Below are 16,869 nucleotides of genomic sequence, written 5' to 3'. Positions count from 1 at the left end.
GCTCAAGGCCGCGATCCGCTCGCCTGATCCGGTGGTGTTTCTCGAAAACGAGCTGCTTTATGGCCAAAGCTTCGACGTGCCGGAAGGCGATCATGTGGTTCCCATCGGCAAGGCGCGCACCGTGCGGGCGGGCAAGGATGTGACTCTGGTGAGCTACAGCATCGGTGTGGGCGTGTCGCTGCAGGCCGCCAACGCGCTGGCGGCGTTGGGCATTGATGCCGAGGTGATCGATTTGCGCACGTTGCGCCCGATGGATACCGCCGCCGTGCTGGAAAGCGTGAAGAAGACCAACCGCATGGTGGTGGTGGAAGAAGGCTGGCCGGCCTGTTCGATCGCGTCGGAAATCATGGCCGTGGTGATGGAAAAGGGCTTTGATGATCTTGATGCGCCGGTGCTACGCGTGACCAACGAAGATGTGCCGCTGCCCTATGCCGCCAATCTGGAAAAGGCCGCGTTGCTGAAAGTGGACGACGTGATCGCCGCGGCGCGCGCCGTGTGTTACCGGTAATGGCTGCGATGAAAACCCCTGGGCAAACCCGGGTCGCCGTGATGATCGATGGCAGTTATTTCAATCGTGTATCGACCTTTTACAAGTTCGAACATGAAGTTGGTAGGCGCCTTTCACTTTCCGGCCTGATGGATTTCATCCGCATCGCTGCTGCCGATATGGAAGACGTGCCGCGCAACCGTTGCCGGGTGGTCGAAGCACATTATTTCCGTGGCCGTTACACGCTGCGCGATCTGGAAGACCGGGCGCAAACCGCCAATTTCGTGGTGGAATCGCTGCGCAACGACAGGGTGTTCGATCAGATCCTTGCAGTCAGCAACATCACCCCGCATTTCACCCGCATCGATACCAACAGCGAACCGCCCAAGGAACAGGGCATCGATGTCTGGCTGGCGCTGGAAGCATTCGATCTGGCCGTGAGTGACCGCACCGACGTAGTGGCGCTGGTGGCCGGCGATGGTGATTTCGTGCCGCTGGTGAAGAAGATCAACGCCATCGGCAAGCGCGCGCTGGTGGTGGCGTGGGGCATGAAATCCGATCAAGGCACCCAGGTTCGCTACAGCGGCCCGCTTGCCGCTGCCGCCGCCTATTTCCTCGATATGGCCGACCTGATCGACAACCCGGACGAAGATGAACAACGCGCCCTGGTCGATCAGCTTTTTGTGGACAATTGATCATGGCTATTGATGTGACCATGCCCGCCCTGTCGCCCACCATGGAGGTGGGCACGCTGGCCAAATGGCATGTCAAACCCGGCGACACCGTGAAATCCGGCGACATCATCGCCGAAATCGAGACCGACAAGGCGACCATGGAAGTGGAAGCCGTGGACGAAGGCACGATAACCGAACTGCTGGTTGCTGAAGGTGCGGAGAACGTGCCGGTGGGCACGGTGATCATGCGCCTGACGAGTGAGGACGACGATGCCGCACCGGCACCGAAGGCGGCGCTTGCACCTACGCCAAAGGCAGCGCCCGCTGCTTCTTCGCCTGCAGCCGCACCGGGGCCGGTTGCCGCGCCTGTTCAGGCCTCACCGGCCGGTGACCGCATCATCGCCAGCCCGCTTGCCCGCCGCATCGCCGAGATGAAGGGCGTGAACCTGGCCAGCATCGCCGGCAGCGGCCCGCGCGGGCGCATCGTGCGCGCCGATGTTGAGGCAGCTTTGGGCGTGCCGGCCGAGATTGCGGCAGCGCCTGCACCCAGACCCGCCCAGGCAGAGCCTGTTGAAGCCCGCGTCCCCGCAGCCCCCATCACCAGTGACATTCCGCACAATGTCGAAAAACTCGGCAATGTCCGCAAGGTGATCGCCCGCCGGCTGACCGAGGCCAAGCAATCGATCCCGCACATCTATCTCACGCTTGATGTCGAGCTCGATGCGCTGCTGAAACTGCGCGGCGAGCTCAACAAGGCGCTGGAACCGCGCGGCATCAAGGTGAGTGTGAATGATCTGGTCATCAAGGCGCTGGCGCTGGGCCTGCGCCAAGTGCCCAAGTGCAATGTGAGCTTTGCCGGCGACAATCTGCTGGTGTACGACCGCGCCGATATCTCGGTCGCCGTTGCCGCGCCGTCGGGCCTGATCACACCCATCATCGTGGGCGCTGATGGCAAGGCTGTGAGCCAGATCGCCAGTGAAATGAAGCTGCTCGCCGAAAAGGCCCGCGCCGGCAAGTTGCAGCCGCACGAATATCAAGGCGGCACCGCCAGCCTGTCCAACCTCGGCATGTTCGGCATCAAACAGTTCGACGCGGTGATCACCCCGCCGCAAGCCATGATCCTGGCCGTGGGCGCCGGCGAAAAACGCGCCGTGGTTAAGGGCGACGCGCTCGCCATCGCCACCGTGATGACCATCACCGGCAGCTTCGACCACCGCGCAATCGACGGGGCCGATGGCGCAGCGTTGATGGGCGCGGTGAAGGCGCTGATCGAAGCGCCGCTGGGGCTGGTGGCATGAAAACCCCCTCTCCCCTTTCGGGAGAGGGTCGACTCGGCGAAGCCGAGCGGGGTGAGGGGGCTTCGCCCTTGAAATCCCGCACCCGAACCATGCGCAAGACCCCAACTTCGGCTGAGCAGGCGCTCTGGTATCTGCTGCGCGATCGGCGGTTTTCGGGCCACAATTTTCGCCGGCAAGAGCCGGTTGGTCCGTTTATTGCTGACTTCCCGAGCTATGACGCGCGATCGATCGTGGAAGCCGATGGCGGTCAACATGCATACACTGCGCGTGATGAGGCACGGACGCGATGGCTGGAAGGGCAGGGCTTTCGCGTGCTGCGGTTCTGGAATCACGAGAATTTGACCCAGAGGGAGCCGGTCTCGGAGCGGCTGTTTCTGGCGCTGGCGAACCCCTCACCCCGCTCGCCTTTGGCGAGTCGACCCTCTCCCGCAAGGGGAGAGGGGAAAGAAGAGCAATGACCACCACCCACGACCTCGTCATCCTCGGCTCCGGCCCCGGCGGCTATGTCGCCGCCATCCGCGCGGCGCAGTTGGGCATGAGCGTTGCCATCATCGAGCGTGAGCTTTTGGGCGGCATCTGCCTGAATTGGGGCTGCATCCCGACCAAGGCGCTGCTGCGGACAAGCGAAATTTACCATTATATCACCCACGCCGATGCCTATGGCCTAAGCGTGGAGAAGCCGTCGTTTGACCTGAAGAAGGTGACGGACCGCAGCCGCAAGGTGGCGGCGCAGCTGAACAGCGGTGTGAAATCGCTGATGAAGAAGAATAAAATCGAGGTGATCGAAGGGCAGGGGCGGCTGACCGGGGCAACGACCGTGGCCGTTACCACTGCCAGCGGCGAACGCACGCTGACCGCGAAGAATGTGATTGTGGCAACCGGCGCGCGGGCGCGAGACTTGCCGGGGGTGGCGGCGGACGGCAACCGCCTGTGGACTTATCGCCACGCCATGGTGCCGCCGGTGATGCCAACCAAGCTTCTGGTGATCGGTTCCGGCGCCATCGGGATTGAATTCGCCAGTTTTTATTCCGACATGGGCGCAAAGGTTACCGTGGCCGAGATGCTGGACCGGGTGCTGCCGGTGGAGGATGAGGACGTGTCGGCCTTTGTCGGCAAAGCGCTGACCAAACAGGGCATGACCATCGTCACCGGCGCCAAGGTGTCGGATGTGATGCCGGGGCCGGAGGGGGTAACCGCAACCATCACCACCGCCGACGGCAAGGCCAGCACCGACCAGTACAGCCATGTCATCGTCGCCATCGGCATCGTGCCCAATACCGAGAATATCGGGCTGGAGGCGCTGGGCGTTGCCACCACGCGCGGCCATATCGATACAGACGGCATGTGCCGCACCAATGTGCCCGGCCTTTTTGCCATCGGCGATGTCACCGGCCCGCCGTGGCTGGCGCACAAGGCCAGCCACGAAGGCATCATCGCGGTGGAGCATATCGCCGGCAATCACCCGCACGCGATGGATGTGGCGCGGATTCCGGGCTGCACCTATGCCCGCCCGCAAGTCGCCAGCATCGGGTTGACGGAAAGCCGGGCCAAAGCGGCGGGCCACAGCGTGCGCGTCGGCAAATTCCCGTTCATCGGCAATGGCAAGGCGATTGCGCTGGGGGAGGCGGACGGTTTCGTGAAAACAGTGTTTGACGCCGCCACCGGTCAGTTGCTGGGCGCGCACATGGTGGGCGCCGAGGTGACCGAACTGATCCAGGGCTATGCCATCGCCATGGGTCTGGAAACCACCGAGGCGGAGCTGATGCACACGATTTTCCCGCATCCCACGCTCAGCGAAATGATGCACGAAAGCGTGCTCGACGCGTACGGGCGGGCCATTCATTACTGATGGGCCTGCTGGCGGCTCTTGCTGTGGCTGCTGCCGGCAGCGCGGGCCTGATGCCGCCGGGGTGGAGCGTGCTGTGCCCACCAAAACGCCGACCCGACGAGATTGTGGTGTGTGCCGATCGCGAGCCGGCGCGTTCCCCGTATCGCGCGCCGCTTCAGGTGCTGCGCGGCTTTGGTGAGCGCGGCACGGCTAGCGTTTCGGCGGAGCGCAACCGCTTGCTCGGGCCGGATGCGGGCAGCCTTGGCAGTTGTTCGGCCATGGGTGCAGGCGGCTGGACCGGATGCAAGTACAAGGAATTCATAGATAATGTGAACCAGGCGGCAGGCGTCAAGGACCCTCGCGGGAGGGCGTACAGGCAAGCGAAGTAGCCGCGCCGCGTTCAGTACCTCTCGCAGGGGGAGGGTCGCACAAGGGTGCGGCGGCCTGCCGCAGGTGTTCATGACAAGAATGCAATGTTCGGTCTTGCAATCGAGACAAAATTAGTCCTATATAGTTTTATCGGCTTGGCGGCGCGGCAACTGCCCTTGCCCCTGCCAAGCTGCTGCGGGCGTATCCGGCCATCCCCCTATATGTGCCGGATACGCCCGTTTTCGGTCTTCAGATCTATTTCGGTCGTCAGTTCGATTTCGGCAGGGAGGCGGTCTCGTTTTCCCAATCCATCGGCACGGTTTCGAATTTTCCGGTGTCGTGGTTGAGCACGCGCAGCACACCTTCGGCGATATCGAATAGCGCGCCCTGCAGATGCAACGTGCCAGCGGCTTCGGCTTCGGCGACGAAAGGGAAGCTGCGCAGATTGTCGATCGAAAGTCGGATGGCGGCGAGCTCCAGTGCACTGCAAGCATCGATATCGGGTGACAGCTTGGCGGCGGCACGAATGATGTCGCGGGCTGGGGCGATCAGGCTCATCCAGCGGCCGATGAAGCCGCCTTCGCCCATTGGCGCATCGTCGAACGTACCTTCGAGGCTGGCCTTGATACCGCCGCAGCGGGCATGGCCCAGCACTAGGATATGATGCACTTTCAATTGGGTAACCGCATATTCGATGGCAGCCGACGTGCTGTGCTGGCTGTTGTCGCTGTCGCAGGGCGGCACCAGATTGGCGACGTTGCGCACCACGAACATCTGGCCCGGTTCGGTATCGAAGATGCGCGTGGGATCGACCCGGCTATCAGAACAGGAGATGACCAGCAGGCCGGGCGCCTGCCCCTTGTCGGCCAGGGCATCGTAACGGCGGCGTTGTTCCTGATAGGCGCCGGTGCGGAAACGGCGGTAGCCTTCCAGCAGGGCTTTGAATTCCGGCATGTCGTGCTCCCGATAGTGAAGTTGCGTTGTGCGCCATGTTATCGCACCGGAATGGACGCGTGCCAACTGCCTTGGCACCCTCTTGACAGGGCACTTGCAATAATCAGAACATCGCATGTGAAAGGCATCGCAGTTGAGTTTCGCAGCCAGCTACCGTGAAGATATACCTGTCAGGGTGGCAATGGCTGCCCTGGCGCTTCTGGCGACTGCGGTGGGCCTTACTTTTATTTTTCAAATACTGGGTATTGGTTCACACCAGTCTGTGCTTGATCGGCTGATGCGGATGTTCGGAACGACAGCGCAAACAATTGGCACGGCCATTGTCTGGATCATGGCAGGGACGGCGCTGCTGGTGATGGGCCTCGCCATGCTCATGCAGCGCGATACCTGGCCAATGCTGCGGATCGATGCTCAGGGCGTGATGGATCGGCGCTGGTCGGCAAAGCCGGTGGGGTGGACGAATATTGCCGAATTCGATGCTGTTCGGATACGCGGCCTCGATTTGGTGCTGATGCGCCTGAAAGACCCGGCGCTCGATCCGCCGCAGCAGTGGCTGGCGCGCCTGGCGCGCCACCTTGGCATTGTGCCGGCCGATGCTGTGTTGATCCCGGTGGCTGGCCTCGATTGCGGCGCGCCCGATCTTTGCGACAAGATCCTCGAAATCGGCACCCCGGTGATACATGCTGCCGAAGACGCTGCCGAACAGGCTGCGGCCGATGCGCCTGATGGGGCAGCCGTGCACAATAACTGAGTTGTTCCGCGCGGCAGCGGCGGCTATCTGCAGGGTATGAGCGAACCTGTTCTCGATCTTCCCCCCGCGCCGCCAGAACTGACGTTGGCCGGGTTGCCGCGCAAGCCTGACTGGATCCGCGTGAAAGCGCCGACCAGCAAGGCCTATAACGAAACCCGCGCGCTGATGCGCAGCCTGAAGCTCAACACCGTGTGCGAGGAAGCCGCCTGCCCCAACATCGGGGAATGCTGGAGCCAGAAACACGCCACCGTGATGATCCTGGGCGATACATGCACCCGCGCCTGCGCCTTTTGTAACGTGAAAACCGGCATGCCCGGCATCGTCGATATCAGTGAGCCCGGCCACGTCGCCGAAGCGGCTGCCAAGCTGGGCCTTGAACATATCGTCATCACCTCGGTGGACCGGGATGATCTGCCCGATGGCGGCGCCAGCCAATTCGTCAAGGTAATTGCAGAACTGCGCCGGCAGACGCCGGGCACCACCATCGAAATCCTCACCCCCGATTTCCGCAACAAGATGGACCGGGCGGTGGAGATGATCGTCGAGGCCGGGCCGGACGTGTACAACCACAATCTGGAAACCGTGCCGCGCCTGTATCCCACCATCCGGCCGGGCGCGCGCTATTACCATTCGCTGCGCCTGCTGGACCGGGTCAAGCAATTGAGCTCCACCGTCTTTACCAAGTCAGGCCTGATGGTGGGCCTGGGCGAAACAGGCCAGGAACTGCACCAGGTGTTTGACGACATGCGATCGGCGGGTGTCGATTTCCTCACTGTCGGCCAGTATCTGCAGCCAACCCCGCGCCATGCCAAGGTGATGGAATTCGTGCCGCCGGCCACCTTCAATGCTCATGCCGCAGTGGCACGCTCCAAAGGTTTTTTGCTGGTGGCAGCAACACCGCTCACGCGGTCAAGCTATCATGCCGGGCGGGATTTTGCCGAAATGCAGGCGCGGCGCAAAGCTGCCGTGGCTGCGAAGGCCTGATGCCCAAACACCGCGAAGTGCGCCGGCTGGCATGGTCGGCCGCCGAAATGTTCGATCTGGTTGCCGATATCGGCCGCTATCCGGAGTTTCTGCCGTGGGTGCAGGGTGTGCGCGCCGGGCCGCAGCAGGGCGAGGTTCTGGTAGCCGACATGGTTGTGGGTTTCCGCTTCATACGCGAGAAATTCACCAGCCGGGTCACGCTGCGGCGCCCGAATTCGGTGCATGTCGAGTATCTTGACGGGCCGATGAAGCATCTGTTCAACGACTGGAACTTCCGCGATGCCCCCGAGATGGGACCGGGCATCGGATTGGGCGGGGGTTGTGAAATCGATTTCGCGGTGGATTTCGAATTCCGCAATCGCGCCTTCGAAAAGTTGGCCGGGATGTTTTTCACCCAGGCCTTCGAACGGATGGTAGCAGCCTTCGTGGCCCGCGCTGAAGTGCTTTACGGGCCGCGTTGAGAATTACGGCCTGAGCAGTTCCAGCGCCACCAGCGCGGCTTGCCGGCGCACTTCGGCGCGGCCGAGATCACCGAACTGCCTTGTATCGGCAACCACCATCTCCGGATTCTCGCCGCGAATGGCACGGGCAAACACCACCATGCCCACCGGCTTTTTGGTGGTGGCGCCGCCCGGCCCGGCGACGCCGGTGATCGAAACCGCGACATCGGCGTGGCTGTGCTTGAGCACGCCCAGCGCCATGGCCCAAGCGGCGGCGACCGAGACGGCGCCAAACGTGGCGATCACGTCTTCGGATACGCCCAGCATCTCCATCTTGGCTTCGTTGCTGTAGGTGACGAAGCCGCGATCGAACACGTCGGACGAGCCGGCGATTTCGGTGAGCGCCGCTGCCACCATGCCGCCGGTGCAGCTTTCGGCCAGCGCGATGCGGCGGCCCAACGCGCGGTTTTCGGCCAGCACTTGCTCCGCCAAGGCGATGAGTTCGGGGTTCATGACACGCTCTCCGGCAAACGCACGCTGGCCATGGCCTGGGCGGCGATGCCTTCCTGACGGCCGGTGAAGCCGAGTTTTTCGGTGGTGGTGGCCTTTACGCTCACCCGGCTCACGTCCAGGCCAAGGATGGCGGCAATCCGCCCCCGCATCGCTACACGGTGGGGGCCGACCTTGGGGCGTTCGCAGATCAGCGTGACATCGACGTGATCGATCAGGCCGCCGCGTTCTCGCACAAGGTACGCGGCGTGGGCCAGGAACTGATCGGACGCAGCGCCGCGCCAGCGTTCGTCGGTGGGCGGAAAATGATCGCCGATATCGCCGGCCGCGATGGTGCCAAGCAACGCATCGGTGAGCGCGTGCAGCCCGGCATCGGCGTCGCTGTGGCCGATCAGCCCGGCATCGTGCGCAACCTTGATGCCGCACAGCCAGACATGATCCCCCGGGCCGAAGCGGTGGACGTCAAAACCGGAGGCAGCGCGGGAGGAATAGGCGGTCATGCCTTGCGCTTTGGCAAAATCGGACGCTTCCGTCACCTTGAAAGCGCGTTCGTCGCCGGGCGTGATGGCAACGCACAGCCCGGCGGCCAGCGCAATTGCCACGTCATCGGTGGCCGCGCTTTCACCTTCATTGGCGGCGGCGGCGCGGTGCGCTGCGAGCAGCGCGGGATAGCGAAACGCTTGCGGGGTCTGCACCCGCCACAGATTGCCGCGATCGATGCTGCCGGAATAACGCCCCGCCTCACCGCTGCGCAGACTGTCGATCTGGGGCAGGGCCGGGCAGGCGCCGTCCACCGCTGCATCTGCGAATGCAGCGATCACCGCATCAATTACCGTATCGGGCACAAAGGCGCGGGCGGCATCGTGCACCAGCACGATTTCGGGTGGGTCACCAGCCAGCGCTTCCAGCCCGGCGGCCACGCTTTCCTGCCGGGTCGCACCGCCGCAAACAGGCGCAGGCAGGCCCAGTCCGGCCACAGCTTGATTATACAGCGCCAGGCAATTCGCATTGATCACCACGGTGACGCCGCTGATGGCGGGGTGGTTGAGCAGGCGCAGCACAGCATGGCGCAGCAGCGGCTGCCCGGCCACGGCGCGATATTGTTTTGGCACGCCGCCGCCGGCGCGAATGCCGCTGCCGGCTGCAACGATGAGGGCGTGGATACGCATGTGCTGCCGCATAGAGCGCGCTCGCCTTGTCGGAAAGGGCCAATCTGCGCTATGGCCCGCCGGCAATGAGCCTTATCTCCTCCATCCAGATCGGCCCCAACCGCATCGACGTGCCGGTAATCCTGGCACCGATGACCGGCGTGACCGACATGCCGTTCCGCACGCTGGTCAAGCGGTTCGGCGCCGGGCTGACCGTGACCGAAATGATCGCATCGGAAGCGATGATCCGCGAGACCCGGCAGAGCCTCCAGAAAGCCGCCTGGCATCCGAGCGAGGAGCCGGTGTCGATGCAGCTTGCCGGGTGCGAGCCGCAGCGGATGGCCGAAGCCGCCAAGCTCAATGAGCAGATGGGCGCGGCAATCATCGATATCAACATGGGCTGCCCGGTGAAGAAGGTGGTCAACGGCAACGCGGGATCATCGCTGATGCGCAACCTGCCGCTGGCGGCGCAGTTGATCCGCGCCACGGTGAAAGCGGTAAAATTGCCGGTGACACTGAAGATGCGGATGGGCTGGGATCACCAGAGCCTCAACGCACCCGAGCTGGCGCGCATTGCCGAAGGCGAGGGCATTCACCTCATCACCGTGCACGGCCGCACCCGCTGCCAGCTGTATTCGGGCACCGCCGATTGGGCGTTCGTGCGCAATGTGAAGGACGCGGTGCGCCTGCCGGTGATCGTCAACGGCGATATCTGCTCGATTGACGATGCCAAGACCGCGCTGGCGCAAAGTGGCGCGGATGGCGTGATGATCGGACGCGGCGCGTATGGCAAACCCTGGCTGATCGCGCAGGTGATGGCGGCGCTGACGTGCCGCGACGTGCCGGCCGATCCGACGCTGGAACAGCAGCATTCGCTGGTGAGGGAACATTACGCCCTGATGCTCGCGCTTTACGGCGAGATCAACGGGGTGAACCTCGCTCGTAAGCATCTGGGCTGGTATACCAAGGGGCTGCACGACAGCGCGGTTTTCCGCAACAGCGTGAATTTCGTGGCGGAAAGCCAGACAGTGCTGGCGATGATCGACCGGTTTTACGCGGCGCAAGCCGAACTGCCCCCCCCAATTGGGGCTCTCGCAGCGTAGGCTGTCGCAACACGGCAACGGTGCGGCGCATCACTGTGTTCCCGAAGACACAATGCCGGGCTATGCTGCGGTTCTGTGACGGTCGAATCGCTCATCTTGGAAACCGCGCCGATCCGGCGGCGACGTTTTGCCAGTGCCAAGCTGGCGCTGCGTTGGCGGCGGCTGCCGCGCCGGGTTCTGCGCATTACCCGCAACGACAATTTCTATCCCCGTGTCGAAGTGCTGGCGGCCATCGCCACCATCGTCATGGGCTGGTCCAGCTATGCTTATCTCACACGGCGCGGGTTGCCGGCCAATGGCGCCTCGCAGCCGCTGGTGGCGTTGCTGGTGGTTGCGTGCCTGGCGCCAGCGATGCTGCTGGTTGTGCTGATCGGCCGGCGTGTCGCGATCCTGATCACCAATCGCCGCAAGGGCCTGGCCGGCGCTCACTTGCATTTGCGGCTGGTGGCGCTGTTTGCCGGGATCGCCGCCGTGCCCACGCTGCTGGTGGTGGTGTTTGCCAGCCTGTTGTTCCAGTTCGGGGTGCAATTCTGGTTTTCGGATCGGGTGAAGACCATTCTCGACAGCTCCAATCAGGTCGCCAGGGCCTATGTGGAAGAAAACCGCCAGCGCATCGGCGATGATATCGTGGTGATGGCCGCCGATGTGGCGAGTTATGCCCGCGATTTCGGCGAGGGCACGCCGCTGTATCGCCGCGGCCTGGATTTCCAGGTGGCGGGCCGCACCCTCACCGAAGCCGCCGTTTTCCGGAAAACGCCTGCCGGACTGCAATTGGTGGCGGCCAGCGGGGTTACGCCCGCGCAAGTTCAGCTGCATGTTGCCGATATCGATCTGGCCCGCGCCGCAAGCGCCCCTGTCACGCTGATCGGCGCTGGTGAAGACCGGGTGGAGGCCGCCGTCGCCGTGCCCGGCAGCCCCGGCACCTTTCTGTATGTCAGCCGCAAGGTCGATCCCGCTGTGCTGGCGCGCGCCGCCCAGGCGGCTGGCGCGCTGGGCGAGTATAATGCGCTCACCGAACGCAGCCGGGTGATGCAGCTGCGGTTCAACCTTATCCTGATGGCGGTGTCGCTGCTCACGTTGATTGTGGCCATCTGGTATGCGCTGTGGCTGGCCACGCGCCTTGTTGAACCCATTGCCCGCCTGGCATTGGCCGCCGAACGGGTGGGGGCGGGGGACCTGGATGTGCGGGTGCCGGTGCGCGGCCAGGCCGACGAAATCGGTGTGCTCGAACGCGCCTTCAACCGCATGACCAGCCAGTTGAAGGCGCAGCAAACGGCGCTGCTGTCGGCTAACGACGAGCTTGATACCCGCCGCCGCTTTACCGAGGCGGTGCTGGCCGGGGTTTCGGCGGGTGTCATGTCGATCGCGCCGGAAGGGGTGATCCGCGTTGCCAATGCCTCTGCCGCGGCGCTGCTGGCGCTGCCGTACCGGGTGCTGCGCGGGCGGATATTGCAGGATGTGGCGCCCGAACTGGCCGATCTGCTGGCGCAGGCCCAGCAGACCGGTGACGCTGCCGGCCAGGTTCGCATCGAGCGCGGGGAGGAAATCCAGACGCTGGCTGTGCGCATCGGTGCAGCCGAAGACGCCGAAGGCCGCGCCGAAGGCTTTGTGCTGACCTTTGACGACATCACGGCGCAACTGGCCGATCAGCGCCGCGCCGCTTGGGCTGATGTCGCCCGCCGCATCGCGCACGAAATCAAGAACCCGCTCACCCCGATTTCGCTGGCGGCCGAACGCCTGCAACGCAAATTCGGCCGGCAAATTCACGAGGATGCCGATACCTTCACCACATTGACTGGTACCATCGTGCGGCAAGTGGACGATCTGCGCCGCATGGTGGATGAATTTTCCGAATTCGCCCGGCTGCCGCGTCCGGTGTTTGCTGTGGACGGCGTCGATCGGCTATTGAGGCAGGCACTGGTGCTGCAGGATGTGGCCTTCCCGGCGATCAGCTTCACCCAATCTGTTGCCAACGATCTGGCGCTGGTGTGCGACCGTCAGCAATTGGGCCGGGCGCTCACCAATCTGATCAAGAACGCCGCCGAAAGCGTGACCGCCAGGTTGGAGCGCGACGGCGAAGGCGCCGAGCCCGGCCACATCGACATTTCGGTGACCGCCGATGCCGATACGGTGCGGATCGCCATTGCCGATAATGGGCTGGGCTTTCCGGCGGAAGATCGCACGCGCTTGCTGGAACCCTATGTCACGACGCGCGCGCGCGGCACCGGGCTTGGCCTCGCCATCTGTGCCAAGATCATCGAGGATCATGGCGGCCAGCTGGAACTGGCCGACAACCCGGAACCTTGGCCCGGCAGCCCAGGCGCGCTGGTGATCGCCCGCATCAGCCGCCATCTCGTCCCCGAACCGCAACCTGGCCCGCCGCTCGCCTCCGCTGCGGCTTCTGTCACCACTGCCTGAAAAGGACTGCCCCCTGCCATGGCCCTTGATATCCTGATCGTCGATGATGAAGCCGATATCCGCGAACTGGTGGCCGGTGTACTGGGCGACGAAGGATTTGAAACGCGCGTTGCCGCCAATGCCGAAGGTGCGCTGGCGGCGCTGGCCGAACGCCGGCCCAGCCTCGTCATCCTTGATGTCTGGCTGCAAGGCTCCTCGATGGACGGGATCGAGCTGCTCGATGCGATGAAAGCGCGCGATCCCACCTTGCCGGTGGTGGTGATTTCCGGGCACGGCAATCTTGATACCGCCGTGGCGGCCATCAAGCGCGGCGCCTACGATTATATCGAAAAGCCGTTCAAGGCCGAACAACTGCTGCTGGTGGTGCGCCGCGCCACCGAAACCGAACGCCTGCGCCGCGAATATGAGGCGCTGAAGGAACGGGTTGGCCTGGATATCGAGCTCACGGGCACCTCGCCGCAGATCAACCAGGTGCGCGCCACCCTCAAGCGCGTGGCCGCCACCGGCAGCCGCGTGCTGATCAGCGGCGCTGCCGGTTCCGGCAAGGAGGTCGCCGCACGCCTGCTGCACCAGTGGAGCCCACGGGTCGAGGCACCGTTCGTGGTGGTTTCGGCTGCACGCATGACCCCTGACCGGGTGGAGGAAACGCTGTTTGGCGTGGAGGAGGGCGGCGAGAATGTCCGTGCCGGTCTGCTTGAACAGGCGCATGGCGGCACGCTGTTTCTGGACGACGTGGCCGACATGCCGATGACAACGCAAGCCAAGATCCTGCGCGTGCTCACCGAACAGGTGTTTCAGCGGGTGGGCGGCGCGCGCTGGGTGCGGGTGGATGTGCGGGTGATTTCAGCCACCAGCCGCGATTTATCCGCCGAAATCGCCGCCGGCCGCTTCCGCGAAGATCTGTATTATCGGTTGAACGTCGTGCCTGTGCGGCTGCCGCCTTTATCGGAACGCCGCGAGGATGTGGCCGAGCTGGCGCGCTATTTCCTCGCGCGCTATGCCGCCGAACGCGGCATGCCGACACCGGACATGTCGGACGATGCGCTGGCGGCGCTGCAAACCTATGATTGGCCGGGCAACGTGCGCCAGCTCAGGAACGTGATCGAACGCACCATGATCATGGCCCCGACAACCAGCATGGGGCAGCTGGATATCGACATGCTGCCTTCGGAAGTGACCGCCGAACCAGCGCGCCTTGTGCCGGGGCAGGCGGTGCGATCGATCATGGGCACGCCGCTGCGCGAAGCCCGCGAAGCGTTCGAGCGTGAATATCTGCGCGCACAGATCCGGCGATTTTCTGGTAATATCAGCCGTACTGCCGCCTTCATCGGCATGGAACGCAGTGCGCTGCACCGCAAGCTGAAGGCGCTTGGCCTCGCCGACGAGCCCGGCCCGGAAAGCGGCGGGGTCGATCCATCCTGACCGGATGTGGCGAACTGCGTATTTGAAAATCCGCCTCGCCGTCCCTATGTTCCTGCCATGGCGGCATCAAGCCGGCCCAAAAACAAAAAAGGATGGCCCGGTGGCGGACAAATCCAACAGCCTGCAGGACTTGTTCCTGAACAGCGTACGCAAGACCCGCACCCCGGTTACGATGTTTCTGGTCAACGGGGTCAAGCTGCAGGGGGTCATCACCTGGTTCGACAATTTTTCGATATTGCTGCGCCGCGACGGCAACAGCCAGCTGGTTTACAAGCACGCAATTTCGACCGTGATGCCGGCCACGCCGCTGCAACTGTTCGAAGCAGAAACCGAAGCCGAAACCGAAGACTGAAAGAGACATTTTGAGTAATCAGCCAGAACAGCCCGGCGAACTGACCATTGGCGGCTTCGATGAAGCGCGCGGCATCCGGGTGGGTGCGCGCGCCGTGGTCATCCTGCCGCATATCACGTCCAAGGCCTCTGTCGGCCACGCCCTGCGTTCCCCTGAAGCCAAGCTGGCCGAAGCCATTGGGTTGACCCGAGCCATCGCGCTTGATGTCGCGCATGCCGAGGTGGTGAAGGTGCGTTCGGTCCAGGTGTCCCGCCTGCTTGGCAGCGGGCAGATCGAACGCCTTGCCGGGCTGGTGGCATCGATGGAAGCCGAAGTGGTCATCATCGATGGCCGTGTCACCCCGGTGCAGCAGCGCAACCTCGAAAAACTGCTGAAAGCCAAGGTGATCGACCGCACGGGTCTTATTCTGGAAATCTTCGGTGAACGCGCCAGCACGGCGGAAGGCACGTTGCAGGTGGAACTGGCACATCTGCAATATCAGGCCAGTCGCCTGGTGCGCAGCTGGACTCACCTTGAACGCCAGCGCGGCGGCTTCGGCTTTTTGGGCGGCCCCGGCGAATCGCAGATCGAATCCGACAGGCGGCTGATCCGCGACCGCATCGCCCGCCTGCGCGATGATCTGGAAGACGTGCGCCGCACCCGCGGCCTGCACCGCCGCAACCGCCAGAAGGCACCGTGGCCGGTGGTGGCGCTGGTCGGTTATACCAATTCCGGCAAATCCACCCTGTTCAACCGGCTGACCGGCGCCGAAGTGCGCGCCGAGGATCTGTTGTTTGCCACGCTCGATCCCACCATGCGCGCCATCAAGCTGCCGGGCCACGAAAAGGTGGTCTTGTCCGACACGGTGGGTTTCGTGTCCGATCTGCCGACGCAGTTGGTCGCAGCGTTCCGCGCCACCCTTGAGGAAGTGCTGGAGGCTGATCTGATCGTCCATGTGCGCGACATCAGCCACCCCGACAGCGACGCCCAGGCGCAGGATGTGATCGATGTGCTCACCAGCCTGGGCCTCGCGCCGGGCCAGCGCGAAACACCGATGATCACGGTTTTCAACAAGATCGACGCTCTTGATGATGAACAACGTGAACTGGTGCGGGCAGAGGCCGGCAATGATGCCATCCCGGTTTCGGCGCTCACGGGTGAAGGGCTGGAACAGTTGCAGGCGGCGATGGATCTCACCTTGCGCGCCGATGAGCGCGTGCACCGCATCACCGTGGCGGTGACCGACGGCCGCCGCATGGCCTGGCTGCACAGCCACGGCGAAGTGGTGGGCCAATCCGGCGACGACGAAAGCCTGACCCTGCAAGTGCGCCTGTCGGACAAGGACAAGTCGCGCTTTGATGCGATGAGTTGAGCCTTTTGCTCTTTCCCCGGCGGCGTCGCTTTGGCAAATAGGGATATGCACGCCCGCCTTTTCCTTCTGGCGTTGGCTGCGGCCCTGATCGGGACCGCGCCGGCCCATGCCGATGAAACCCCGGTTTCGCCGCAGCAGCAGGCGGCCTTTGCCGAATGGCTGACGATCTACCGCGCCGAGGCCACGGCGCGCGGGCTGAAGCCGGAATGGCTGGATGCAACCCTTGCCGGAGTGCAACTGGTGCCGCGCGTGATCGGCGCCGATCGCAGCCAGCCCGGCGGCGCAGCCAAACCGATCCGGTTCCCGGACTATCTTGCAGCCAAGTTCCGCGGTGACCGCATTCCCCACGGCCAGCGCCAGTTTGCGGCCAACCGCGAGATTATTGCCCGCGCTCAGGCAGCAAGCGGCGTACCGGCTGCGGTGATCGCCGCCATCTGGGGGATCGAAACCAGCTATGGCCGCGTGCTTGGCCGCTATGATCTGCCCTCCGCGCTTGCCACCCTCGCTTTTGAAGGCCGCCGGCGCGAGATGTTCGCCCGAGAGTTGGATGCCGCCGTGCGGATGGTGGGCGAAGGCCGTGTGGCGCGGGATGCGATGAAGGGCAGCTGGGCCGGGGCGTTCGGCCAGACGCAGTTCCTGCCCACCAGCTACCTCAGCCACGGCAAGGACGGCGACGGCGATGGCAAGGTCGATCTGTGGGGCAGCCAGGCCGATGTGTTCGCCTCCATCGGTCAATATCTGGCGCGCAGCGGATGGCAGCAGGGGGAGGCCTGGGGTTTC

At 63.9% G+C, this 16,869-nt stretch carries 17 protein-coding genes and 1 pseudogene; 15 read left to right on the top strand and 3 right to left on the bottom strand.

The features are described from left to right. The 6 genes from ACESL8_RS02110 to ACESL8_RS02085 all read left to right on the top strand — a co-directional run. On the top strand, positions 1 to 508 hold a 508-nt coding region (locus tag ACESL8_RS02110; RefSeq protein WP_372915456.1), incomplete at its 5' end, for a transketolase C-terminal domain-containing protein. Then, on the top strand, positions 508 to 1,182 hold the full coding sequence (locus ACESL8_RS02105; RefSeq protein WP_372915451.1) for an NYN domain-containing protein: 675 nt from the start codon (positions 508 to 510) through the stop codon (positions 1,180 to 1,182). The genes ACESL8_RS02110 and ACESL8_RS02105, both read left to right, overlap by 1 nt. Positions 1,183 to 1,184: 2 nt before the next feature. Continuing rightward, positions 1,185 to 2,459: a pyruvate dehydrogenase complex dihydrolipoamide acetyltransferase gene (locus ACESL8_RS02100; RefSeq protein ID WP_372915446.1), complete on the top strand. Its 1,275-nt coding sequence runs from the start codon at positions 1,185 to 1,187 to the stop codon at positions 2,457 to 2,459. Between the two features lie 68 nt (positions 2,460 to 2,527). Further along, the gene (locus ACESL8_RS02095) at positions 2,528 to 2,917 is read left to right on the top strand and encodes an endonuclease domain-containing protein (protein WP_372915442.1); all 390 of its coding nucleotides are present in this window, start codon (positions 2,528 to 2,530) and stop codon (positions 2,915 to 2,917) included. Beyond that, positions 2,914 to 4,308, top strand: coding sequence for a dihydrolipoyl dehydrogenase (gene lpdA, locus ACESL8_RS02090; RefSeq protein WP_372915437.1), 1,395 nt, complete (start codon positions 2,914 to 2,916; stop codon positions 4,306 to 4,308). Before ACESL8_RS02095 ends, lpdA begins: the two co-directional genes overlap by 4 nt. Further along, positions 4,308 to 4,676 carry a hypothetical protein gene (locus ACESL8_RS02085; protein WP_372915434.1) on the top strand — a complete coding sequence of 123 codons (369 nt, stop codon included), beginning with the start codon at positions 4,308 to 4,310 and terminating at the stop codon, positions 4,674 to 4,676. Before lpdA ends, ACESL8_RS02085 begins: the two co-directional genes overlap by 1 nt. Before the next feature lie 247 nt (positions 4,677 to 4,923). On the opposite strand, the gene ACESL8_RS02080 is transcribed toward ACESL8_RS02085, so the two are convergent. After that, the gene (locus ACESL8_RS02080; RefSeq protein ID WP_372915430.1) at positions 4,924 to 5,610 is read right to left on the bottom strand and encodes a carbonic anhydrase; all 687 of its coding nucleotides are present in this window, start codon (positions 5,608 to 5,610) and stop codon (positions 4,924 to 4,926) included. 331 nt (positions 5,611 to 5,941) lie between these two features. On the opposite strand from ACESL8_RS02080, the gene ACESL8_RS02075 reads away from it, so the two are divergent. From ACESL8_RS02075 to ACESL8_RS02065, 3 genes are read left to right on the top strand one after another with little or no spacing between them, the layout of a single operon-like run. Beyond that, the gene (locus ACESL8_RS02075) at positions 5,942 to 6,361 is read left to right on the top strand and encodes a hypothetical protein (RefSeq protein ID WP_372915426.1); all 420 of its coding nucleotides are present in this window, start codon (positions 5,942 to 5,944) and stop codon (positions 6,359 to 6,361) included. 36 nt (positions 6,362 to 6,397) lie between these two features. Then, positions 6,398 to 7,345: a lipoyl synthase gene (lipA, locus tag ACESL8_RS02070; RefSeq protein WP_372915422.1), complete on the top strand. Its 948-nt coding sequence runs from the start codon at positions 6,398 to 6,400 to the stop codon at positions 7,343 to 7,345. Next, a complete protein-coding gene (locus tag ACESL8_RS02065) occupies positions 7,345 to 7,806 on the top strand; it encodes a type II toxin-antitoxin system RatA family toxin (RefSeq protein WP_372915419.1) in 462 nt (153 codons plus the stop codon). Before lipA ends, ACESL8_RS02065 begins: the two co-directional genes overlap by 1 nt. A gap of 3 nt (positions 7,807 to 7,809) precedes the next feature. On the opposite strand, the gene ACESL8_RS02060 is transcribed toward ACESL8_RS02065, so the two are convergent. Continuing rightward, positions 7,810 to 8,298 carry a CinA family protein gene (locus tag ACESL8_RS02060; RefSeq protein WP_372915416.1) on the bottom strand — a complete coding sequence of 163 codons (489 nt, stop codon included), beginning with the start codon at positions 8,296 to 8,298 and terminating at the stop codon, positions 7,810 to 7,812. Continuing rightward, complete coding sequence (locus ACESL8_RS02055; protein WP_372915414.1) at positions 8,295 to 9,464, bottom strand: bifunctional 2-C-methyl-D-erythritol 4-phosphate cytidylyltransferase/2-C-methyl-D-erythritol 2,4-cyclodiphosphate synthase; 1,170 nt, start codon at positions 9,462 to 9,464, stop codon at positions 8,295 to 8,297. The genes ACESL8_RS02060 and ACESL8_RS02055 overlap by 4 nt, the downstream gene beginning before the upstream one ends. A gap of 65 nt (positions 9,465 to 9,529) precedes the next feature. Between ACESL8_RS02055 and dusB the strand changes: the two genes are divergently transcribed. The 6 genes and pseudogenes from dusB to ACESL8_RS02025 form a co-directional block, all read left to right on the top strand. Continuing rightward, on the top strand, positions 9,530 to 10,546 hold the full coding sequence (gene dusB, locus ACESL8_RS02050; RefSeq protein ID WP_372915410.1) for a tRNA dihydrouridine synthase DusB: 1,017 nt from the start codon (positions 9,530 to 9,532) through the stop codon (positions 10,544 to 10,546). Positions 10,547 to 10,621: 75 nt separating this feature from the next. Next, positions 10,622 to 12,964, top strand: coding sequence for an ATP-binding protein (locus ACESL8_RS02045; RefSeq protein WP_372915407.1), 2,343 nt, complete (start codon positions 10,622 to 10,624; stop codon positions 12,962 to 12,964). Between the two features lie 18 nt (positions 12,965 to 12,982). Continuing rightward, a complete protein-coding gene (locus ACESL8_RS02040) occupies positions 12,983 to 14,386 on the top strand; it encodes a sigma-54-dependent transcriptional regulator (protein WP_372915404.1) in 1,404 nt (467 codons plus the stop codon). A gap of 100 nt (positions 14,387 to 14,486) precedes the next feature. Next, positions 14,487 to 14,726 (top strand): annotated as a pseudogene (gene hfq, locus ACESL8_RS02035) (RNA chaperone Hfq); the annotation flags it as partial. Between the two features lie 52 nt (positions 14,727 to 14,778). After that, positions 14,779 to 16,089, top strand: coding sequence for a GTPase HflX (gene hflX, locus ACESL8_RS02030; RefSeq protein WP_372915460.1), 1,311 nt, complete (start codon positions 14,779 to 14,781; stop codon positions 16,087 to 16,089). 45 nt (positions 16,090 to 16,134) lie between these two features. Next, positions 16,135 to 16,869: lytic transglycosylase domain-containing protein (locus tag ACESL8_RS02025; RefSeq protein ID WP_372915402.1), on the top strand; the 735-nt coding region annotated here is incomplete at its 3' end.

It is taken from the genome of Sandarakinorhabdus sp. (genome assembly GCF_041689835.1).
Taxonomy (GTDB): domain Bacteria; phylum Pseudomonadota; class Alphaproteobacteria; order Sphingomonadales; family Sphingomonadaceae; genus Sandarakinorhabdus.
The sequence above is the reverse complement of the archived record's forward strand: the minus strand, read 5'-3'. Positions and strand labels throughout refer to the sequence as shown.

Excerpts from the sequence above, each read along its gene's own strand:
- ACESL8_RS02040 (WP_372915404.1), top strand. The coding sequence starts at position 12,983 with ATGGCCCTTGATATCCTGATCGTCGATGATGAAGCCGATATCCGCGAA.
- ACESL8_RS02055 (WP_372915414.1), bottom strand. The coding sequence starts at position 9,464 with ATGCGTATCCACGCCCTCATCGTTGCAGCCGGCAGCGGCATTCGCGCC.
- ACESL8_RS02105 (WP_372915451.1), top strand. The coding sequence starts at position 508 with ATGGCTGCGATGAAAACCCCTGGGCAAACCCGGGTCGCCGTGATGATC.
- lipA (WP_372915422.1), top strand. The coding sequence starts at position 6,398 with ATGAGCGAACCTGTTCTCGATCTTCCCCCCGCGCCGCCAGAACTGACG.
- ACESL8_RS02075 (WP_372915426.1), top strand. The coding sequence starts at position 5,942 with ATGGCAGGGACGGCGCTGCTGGTGATGGGCCTCGCCATGCTCATGCAG.
- ACESL8_RS02065 (WP_372915419.1), top strand. The coding sequence starts at position 7,345 with ATGCCCAAACACCGCGAAGTGCGCCGGCTGGCATGGTCGGCCGCCGAA.
- ACESL8_RS02080 (WP_372915430.1), bottom strand. The coding sequence starts at position 5,610 with ATGCCGGAATTCAAAGCCCTGCTGGAAGGCTACCGCCGTTTCCGCACC.
- lpdA (WP_372915437.1), top strand. The coding sequence starts at position 2,914 with ATGACCACCACCCACGACCTCGTCATCCTCGGCTCCGGCCCCGGCGGC.
- ACESL8_RS02085 (WP_372915434.1), top strand. The coding sequence starts at position 4,308 with ATGGGCCTGCTGGCGGCTCTTGCTGTGGCTGCTGCCGGCAGCGCGGGC.
- ACESL8_RS02100 (WP_372915446.1), top strand. The coding sequence starts at position 1,185 with ATGGCTATTGATGTGACCATGCCCGCCCTGTCGCCCACCATGGAGGTG.
- dusB (WP_372915410.1), top strand. The coding sequence starts at position 9,530 with ATGAGCCTTATCTCCTCCATCCAGATCGGCCCCAACCGCATCGACGTG.
- ACESL8_RS02060 (WP_372915416.1), bottom strand. The coding sequence starts at position 8,298 with ATGAACCCCGAACTCATCGCCTTGGCGGAGCAAGTGCTGGCCGAAAAC.